Source organism: Acinetobacter celticus, assembly GCF_001707755.1.
Taxonomy (GTDB): Bacteria; Pseudomonadota; Gammaproteobacteria; order Pseudomonadales; family Moraxellaceae; genus Acinetobacter; species Acinetobacter celticus.
The window spans coordinates 113,001-119,768 of the sequence record NZ_MBDL01000013.1 but is presented as its reverse complement, the minus strand read 5'-3'; the positions used below and the strand labels follow the sequence as shown (position 1 = coordinate 119,768).

Annotated in this window: 6 protein-coding genes, 1 rRNA gene and 2 pseudogenes; 4 read left to right on the top strand and 5 right to left on the bottom strand. The window is 37.6% G+C overall.

The genetic code is table 11. The annotated features are described in order from the left end of the window. Positions 1-67 precede the first annotated feature (67 nt). From rrf to BBP83_RS15690, 4 genes and pseudogenes are all read left to right on the top strand, one after another. Positions 68-182: ribosomal RNA gene (gene rrf / locus BBP83_RS14005) — 5S ribosomal RNA — on the top strand. A gap of 208 nt (positions 183-390) precedes the next feature. Beyond that, positions 391-665, top strand: a pseudogene (locus BBP83_RS15095) (IS630 transposase-related protein). Continuing rightward, positions 637-897, top strand: a complete 261-nt coding sequence (locus tag BBP83_RS14000) for a hypothetical protein (RefSeq protein WP_068889600.1) — start codon at positions 637-639, stop codon at positions 895-897. Before BBP83_RS15095 ends, BBP83_RS14000 begins: the two are co-directional and overlap by 29 nt. Positions 898-1,055: 158 nt before the next feature. Beyond that, a pseudogene (locus tag BBP83_RS15690) lies at positions 1,056-1,184 on the top strand (IS1595-like element ISIse1 family transposase); the annotation flags it as partial. A gap of 4 nt (positions 1,185-1,188) precedes the next feature. Here the strand turns inward: BBP83_RS15690 and BBP83_RS13995 are convergent. The 5 genes from BBP83_RS13995 to BBP83_RS13975 form a co-directional block, all read right to left on the bottom strand. After that, entirely contained in the window at positions 1,189-1,776 is a 588-nt protein-coding gene (locus BBP83_RS13995; RefSeq protein ID WP_078055455.1) for a lytic transglycosylase domain-containing protein, read from the bottom strand. Between the two features lie 160 nt (positions 1,777-1,936). Then, positions 1,937-2,425, bottom strand: a complete 489-nt coding sequence (locus BBP83_RS13990; protein WP_068889598.1) for a GNAT family N-acetyltransferase — start codon at positions 2,423-2,425, stop codon at positions 1,937-1,939. 100 nt (positions 2,426-2,525) lie between these two features. Then, positions 2,526-3,725, bottom strand: coding sequence for an acyl-CoA dehydrogenase family protein (locus BBP83_RS13985; RefSeq protein WP_068889597.1), 1,200 nt, complete (start codon positions 3,723-3,725; stop codon positions 2,526-2,528). 26 nt (positions 3,726-3,751) lie between these two features. Further along, positions 3,752-5,038: an acyl-CoA dehydrogenase family protein gene (locus BBP83_RS13980; protein WP_171258116.1), complete on the bottom strand. Its 1,287-nt coding sequence runs from the start codon at positions 5,036-5,038 to the stop codon at positions 3,752-3,754. Positions 5,039-5,269: 231 nt separating this feature from the next. Continuing rightward, entirely contained in the window at positions 5,270-6,643 is a 1,374-nt protein-coding gene (locus tag BBP83_RS13975; RefSeq protein WP_068889594.1) for an ABC1 kinase family protein, read from the bottom strand. Positions 6,644-6,768: the final 125 nt, after the last annotated feature.

Below are 6,768 nucleotides of genomic sequence, written 5' to 3'. Positions count from 1 at the left end.
CAAAGCTAGGCACAACGAAGCGTAAGCAACGTAATTAAGACCATAGCGAGTAGTCATAAACAGTTGTGCTGGCGACAATAGCAAGAGTGAACCACCTGATCCCTTCCCGAACTCAGAAGTGAAACCTCTTTGCGCTGATGGTAGTGTGGGGTTACCCATGTGAGAGTAAGTCATCGCCAGCTCATTAATTCTAAAAACCCCCTCAGTCTTATGACTGAGGGGGGTTTTTTATGCAGGAAAAATAAAAATAAGAAAATATAAGATAACAAATGGAAGAAGGGTCAAAAATAGAGCGTGAGATAGTATTTTTTCTTCCGATTGATCAAAGCTCAAACTGTTAAAATATATGACAATAGTTAAATGAGTTATTCATAATATTTTAGACAGAAAATTTTAGCTAAGCTTGAGGGAGATTATTCTATTCGAGCAGTTGCTACACAATTTTAAGTTGGAGAAAGTGGATTGAAATTAAGCAAGCACGTCCTCGTAAGCCTTCTAAAATTGATAATCAAGCATTAGGGGATTATATCGAAAAATATCTTGATGATTTTCAATATGAACGTGTAGCGCGTTTTGGTTGTGGAGTATCTGCTATTGGTAATGTGTTGAGACGCTTGAGGATTACAATTAAAAAAGATGTTAGATCACTCGAAAGTAGCTCTTGAATTGAGCAAACGCTTTATTGAATACATTAAGCTATTAAAGAAGAACTCTCCTGTTGTTTATTTTGATGAAAGTGGTTTTAAGTCACATGATCATCGACCTTATGGATATGCGACTTTTCATGAAAGAGCCGATACACAGCTATTATTAGAACAACAAGGGCATCAAATTTTATGGCTTTCCACATATAATCCTGATTTAAATCCAATTCGACTCAATTTATATGCTGTTTAAGTTATTGTTTCAAATATGTATGAAGAGTTAAGCGGTTCTACTATATTGAGTTTGATTCAGTGATCAATACGGATGGTTTGGTTGATAGCGGTTTTAAACACCTTAGAGTGAGTCATGATTGCAAATTAAGCTTATTTCGTCGAACTCAGGTTAATTTAATTAAATTGACAAAAAGATGTTTTATCTACATCTTAAAAAAGGAATATCGCTTTAATCATAGACATCGTAATTTGTATCTAGATTTGTTTAAACTACTCCATAAAGATCCGCTTAATCTTTATAAGTAATTTTTTATATCGCATTTTTTAAATTTTTCTCATGTGCTTTCACTTGCTTTGCATAACGTTTACCTTGTTTACGCATTTTATGGTTATTTTCAAAATTTGAAGGCCCTACATTATAATATCCCAAAGCTTTTTTTAAACTTCCCGCCGACTGCTCATATTTGGTTAAAATAAAGCTACCACAGTTAATATTGGTCGCTTCATCATATAAATCTCCCGGACAAGTTTTTTGCCAGTAACGTGGCATTACTTGGGTTAAGCCTACAGCGCCTGCAGAAGAAACAACCTGACTGCGATAAGTAGATTCTTGACGAATTAAAGCAGCCAACATCAATGGATCTAAATTGTATTGATCAGCACTTTGTACAATGAGCGGTGAAATACGGTTAGCGGTTGTTGGTGAAACAGAGTAGGCTTTTTGGATACCATTTGATAGTTTTGCTGAACGTTTTTGTACTGACCCACCGCCAAGAGAAGAACATCCTGTAAACAAACATACTGTAAATAAAACAGAAATTGTTCTTAAAGTAATAGATTGAATATTGAATACGTTTTTTTTAGGGGAAGACAGGAAAGTTAACAAAATATTATCCATTCAATTATTTAATAATCAAAATCATATGAGGTGAGCTAAACTCAGTCAAGCTACTGATAGTTCTAGTCTTTTATCTATTTGTAATAATTGCTTTATAATTCGTCAAAATTAACGAATGAAGGCTTTAATTGCAAACTAAGACGAATAAAATGCCTAAATTTTAATCTAAGTGCTTTAGCATCCAAATTTCGCATGCATGGCTATGTCCAGTATTACCAATTGGCTCTGAAAGATGCTTAAAGCCTAGTTTTTCATAAAGATTAACTGCTTGCCACAATATTTTTGTTGTCTCTAAATAACATGCTTTATAGGCATGCTGTTTACTAAATTCGAAAGCTTGTTCAAGAATTTTTTTTGCAAAACCCAGACCTCTAATTTCAGGTAAAAAATACATTTTTTGTATTTCGAGTATATGGCTTTCGCCTTGTAATACAGACAGACCACCGCCCCCCAAAAGCTGTCCCTGGTCACTTTCTATCACCCAATATTGTGCATGGTGTTGGCTATAAACTGCGTATAAATTATCTAAAATAGGGTCGGCTACAGCAAAACCTGATTCTGCGACTAGGCCATACTCGCTAGATACCGTGCGGATAATTTGTGCAATTTGAGTATTATCAGATGCTTGAATAGGGCGGATACGGTACATCATAAATGTCTGATGAGTAAAAAATGAAGAGATGGATTGTTATATTACGATTACTCTTAAAAATCCATCTCTTATATGATGATGATGCGAATAATATGACTTATTTTAATTCACTGGATGATTTACCTAACTCGCGTCGTGCAATAATTAATTGTTGAATTTGCTGTGTACCTTCAAAAATATCTAAAATTTTTGAGTCGCGTGCCCATTTTTCTAAAAGCTCATCTTCGTTATAGCCAAGGGAGGAGGCCAGCTCTACACATTTTAAGGTAACTTCGTTACTTACTCGTCCTGCTTTGGCTTTGGCGATAGATGCCTCGCGAGAATTTGGTTGTTTGTTGTCTGCCATCCATGCTGCTTTAAGCATCAGTAAGCGTGCAGCTTCCCATTCTGCTTCTAAACGATATATTTGTGCTTCAATATGCGTTGTTTGTAGATAAGGTGTTGAATAATTAGCATCAAGTTGATCTTTAAAAATTTCTTTAATGCGTTCTAATGATGCTTTGGCACAGCCCACCGCCATTGCTGCAACTAGCGGTCGTGTATTATCAAAAGTTTCCATGACGCCTGCAAAACCTTTTGCGACATCTATTTCTGTATTACCTAAAAGGTTGATTGCAGGAACACGGCAATCAATAAAACGGATAGTTGCAGTGTCTGATGCTTTAATTCCCAATTTATGTTCTAGGCGTTCAACGGTCATCCCCATTGACCCTTTAGGAACAACAAATGATTTAATCGCTGCACGTCCAAGGTCTTTATCTAGTGTCGCCCAGACCACGACAGAATCAGCTCGTTCGCCCGAAGTCACAAAAATTTTTTCGCCATTTAAAATGTAGTCATCACCATCTTTGACTGCTGTTGTGCGAATGGCTGCAGAATCTGAACCACAATTGGGTTCTGTAATTGCCATGGCTGCCCATGTTCCATTAAAACGTTCCAATTGTTCATCATTTGCGACAGCTGCAATGGCAGAATTTCCAAGGCCTTGGCGTGGCATGCTCAGTAAGAGGCCAGTATCGCCATAACACATTTCAACAATGCTGAGAGCCGTAGACATGTTGACACCATTTTTATTGCCAGTTTGTGTGTCGCCTCGTTTATTGACAGCCGCACCTGCATTCATACCGTCGCCACCTTCATTCATGCCATCGACTAAAGATGAAAGCATGTCTAACTCTTTTGGATAGGTATGTTCCGCTTTGTCATATTTACGGGAAATTGGGCGTAAAACATTTAATGCAACTTCATGTGCTTGATCAATTAACAGTTTAAATTTTTTAGGATTTTGCAGATTCATTTTTATATTCCTAGTTTAGCTTTGATTTAGGCATGTAAGCCTGAGTACAAAATTGCTGTTGCTCTTAAGTCGCGATACCAGCGCTCTACAGGATGTTCTTTAGTGAAGCCATGGCCTCCTAAAATTTGCACGCCATTGGTGCCAATTTGCATTGATTTTTCTGCACAGAGTAAGCGTGCTAAGTAGGCTTCACGGTGGAAGGATTGCCCTGATTCTGCAAGACTGGCGGCACTAAGGACTAGTAGACGCATTGCATCAATTTCAATGGCCATATCCGCAATCATAAAAGCGACACTTTGGCGATGCGAAATAGGTTCGCCAAAAGCTGTACGTTCATTGGCATATTGAATGCAATATTTTTTGACAGCCTCACATGTTCCAACTGCCATGGCACACCACATTAAATTTCCAAGATCTAAGAACTCAGTGTAATTAAAGTCTTCATCGCCTAAGCGTTCAGCAGGGGTTTGATTAAAATGTAGCGTGACAGTTTCAGTTGCTTTTAGCCCCATGGCTGCGGTTTTTTTGACAGTAATGCTGTTGTCTCGAGTAACCATAAAGATGTCGGGTTGACCATTTAAATCTGCTGAAACCAACAATACATCTGCTGATTTACCTAAAATGACTAAGGTTTTTTCACCCGATAAAATGTATTGCCCTTGGTGTTCTCTTGCTTGTGTTTTTAGTTTGAAGGGATTAAATGCAGCTGTTGCTTCTTGGACAGCAAAGCTGGCTTGAATTTCAGAATCTTCTGCGAAACTCGTTAAATATTTCGATTGAATTGATTCTGATCCCCATTGAGTGATGGCATTGATAACGCTAAATGTAGAGAGTAAACCCGCAGTTAAACTAAAATCACCACCTGATAACTGTTCTGCAATTAAGATATTACTGACGATATTTTTTTCAGATGCCACACCACCTAATGCTTCAGGAAGTGCATAAAAATTTAAGCCTAAGTCTGTGCTGTAGCGCCAAAGTTCAGTTGGAAATTTTTCATTTTGATCCGCTAAATGTGCCAAAGGGTAGAGCACTTCAGATGCAAATTGTCCCATTGCATCACAAGTCATTTGTTGCTCTTCACTTAAACTTAAATCAAAAAGTGACTTAGATTGATTTGGCAGACGTTGTTTGTGGACATTTTTATTCGATTTAAAGGTTTTTTGGGTGCGGTTTAAGGTTTTAAAACCAGCTTTTGAACTTTGATACAGTGATTTTTCGACAAATTTTCGCAGTCTGAGTTGATCAAGTACATCGCTACCTGCAATTTTGGTCAGTAGAGATAGCCCAAACCCTTGTGCCTTGTTTACCATATTGGTCATTGTTGTTTTTCCGTTGGTATATGCTTATATTTTTTATGCTGACATGTGAAACATGAAAAATCCATGTCATAACTGACATAGTTCATTGACAATGATGAACGGTAGTTGAGAGGGTTTAAATATTTATAAGTAACTGATTGTGATAATTATATTTTTATTTTTTTTATACAATGAAAAGTGAAAATTGACCTGAATGACAAGAAGTCATTCAGGTTGGTTAGGCTAACGATACTTCTGAATCATTTTACGTACATTGGTTTTTGCTTCAATGACGGTCATGAAGGTATAAGCCCCAATAAATTTTCGGCTAATAAACATAAATTCTTTTGGTGGCACACTAAAATAACGTGATGCCATAGATTTAGATGTTTGCTGCATTACACGGCTATGTAATAGGCTTTTTTTCCAGTCATAGTGATTGAATTCATCCATAACACCCGTAGGAAGATCTGGGTTGTTATCTAAACTGCTAAATGCTTCAGTGGCCAGTAAAAATACTTTTGCCATATCAGGTTTGATACTTTGTGGAATGCCATCAAAGAACTCGTAGCCTGTCATTGCTGTAACCATTTCACTCGAACTATGGTTATAACCTGCAAAAATTAAGTTACGTGCAACAGTTAATAGGTGTTGGTCAAACTGTCGAATTGCACCAAAATCTAATAATACAATTTTGTCTGGAACATCGGCCCCATTGCCTAAACGCACTAAATAGTTACCAAAATTGGGATCAGTTTGCATTTCATCCCATTCAAAGAGTTCGCGTACAGCAATTTCCAGAGATGTTTCACCTAATGCATTACGACGTTCTTGTGGTAAAGACAACATCACGGGGCTGTTAATTGGTACGCCACGTTCGAAGGTCATACACAATACTTGGTTGGTACTGTATTCATCAATAATTTGAGGCACGACATAGCGTGGGTCTTCTTTTAAACGAGATGCAAAACGGCGTGTAGTCTCGGCTTCAATTTTATAATTTACTTCGCGATGCATCATCTCACGGACTTCATCGAACCATTGATCAAATTCGCGTGTTTGAGGCACAATCCGCGTAAGTTTCAGCATGTTTCTAAAGAGATTCATGTCAGAATCTATCGCGTCTGCAACACCTGGATATTGGATTTTTAAGACAATTTCTAAGCCATCAGATTTACGAATTGCACGATGCACTTGGGCCAAAGAGGCTGTACCTAAAGGTTCGTGGTCAATGGTTAGATCATTCAGTTTTGAACCAAGTTGCGACTGAAGCTGGTCTTTAATTGCAGGCCATGCCAAGGCAACAGTTTGGTTGTTGAGTGTATTTAAAGCTTGCGTAATTTCTTCTGGTAAAAAATGTTCGCCATACAAAGCCATCATTTGGCCAATTTTTACAATTGAGCCTTTTAGTTTGCCAATTTCAGCAACTAAATAATCTGCTTGCTCTCGCATCGCCTTTTTGCGTTTACGCTCTTTGTCTTCTTCGCTAGAAAACATAGATGTAGCATTTGAAGCCGCCCAGCGAGTTCCTGCAAGTAAAGATGCCTTGGCAATCGATAAACGCCGATCCATAGAGGAAGTTTTCAATTGTTTAAGCTTGTCTTTGTGATCTGACATGTAAACTACATCCTTTAACCAGCAAATAGCAGAATAATTTATTGTAGCGAATCTTACCGTGTCTGCACGTATTAAAAAAGTTCAACATGCTGAATAAGCAGTTAAAGTTATACATTGTTAGCGTA

Coding starts and splice junctions, on each gene's coding strand:
- BBP83_RS14000 (WP_068889600.1), top strand. CDS start 637: ATGTTAGATCACTCGAAAGTAGCTCTTGAATTGAGCAAACGCTTTATT.
- BBP83_RS13995 (WP_078055455.1), bottom strand. CDS start 1,776: ATGGATAATATTTTGTTAACTTTCCTGTCTTCCCCTAAAAAAAACGTA.
- BBP83_RS13990 (WP_068889598.1), bottom strand. CDS start 2,425: ATGTACCGTATCCGCCCTATTCAAGCATCTGATAATACTCAAATTGCA.
- BBP83_RS13985 (WP_068889597.1), bottom strand. CDS start 3,725: ATGAATCTGCAAAATCCTAAAAAATTTAAACTGTTAATTGATCAAGCA.
- BBP83_RS13980 (WP_171258116.1), bottom strand. CDS start 5,038: ATGGTAAACAAGGCACAAGGGTTTGGGCTATCTCTACTGACCAAAATT.
- BBP83_RS13975 (WP_068889594.1), bottom strand. CDS start 6,643: ATGTCAGATCACAAAGACAAGCTTAAACAATTGAAAACTTCCTCTATG.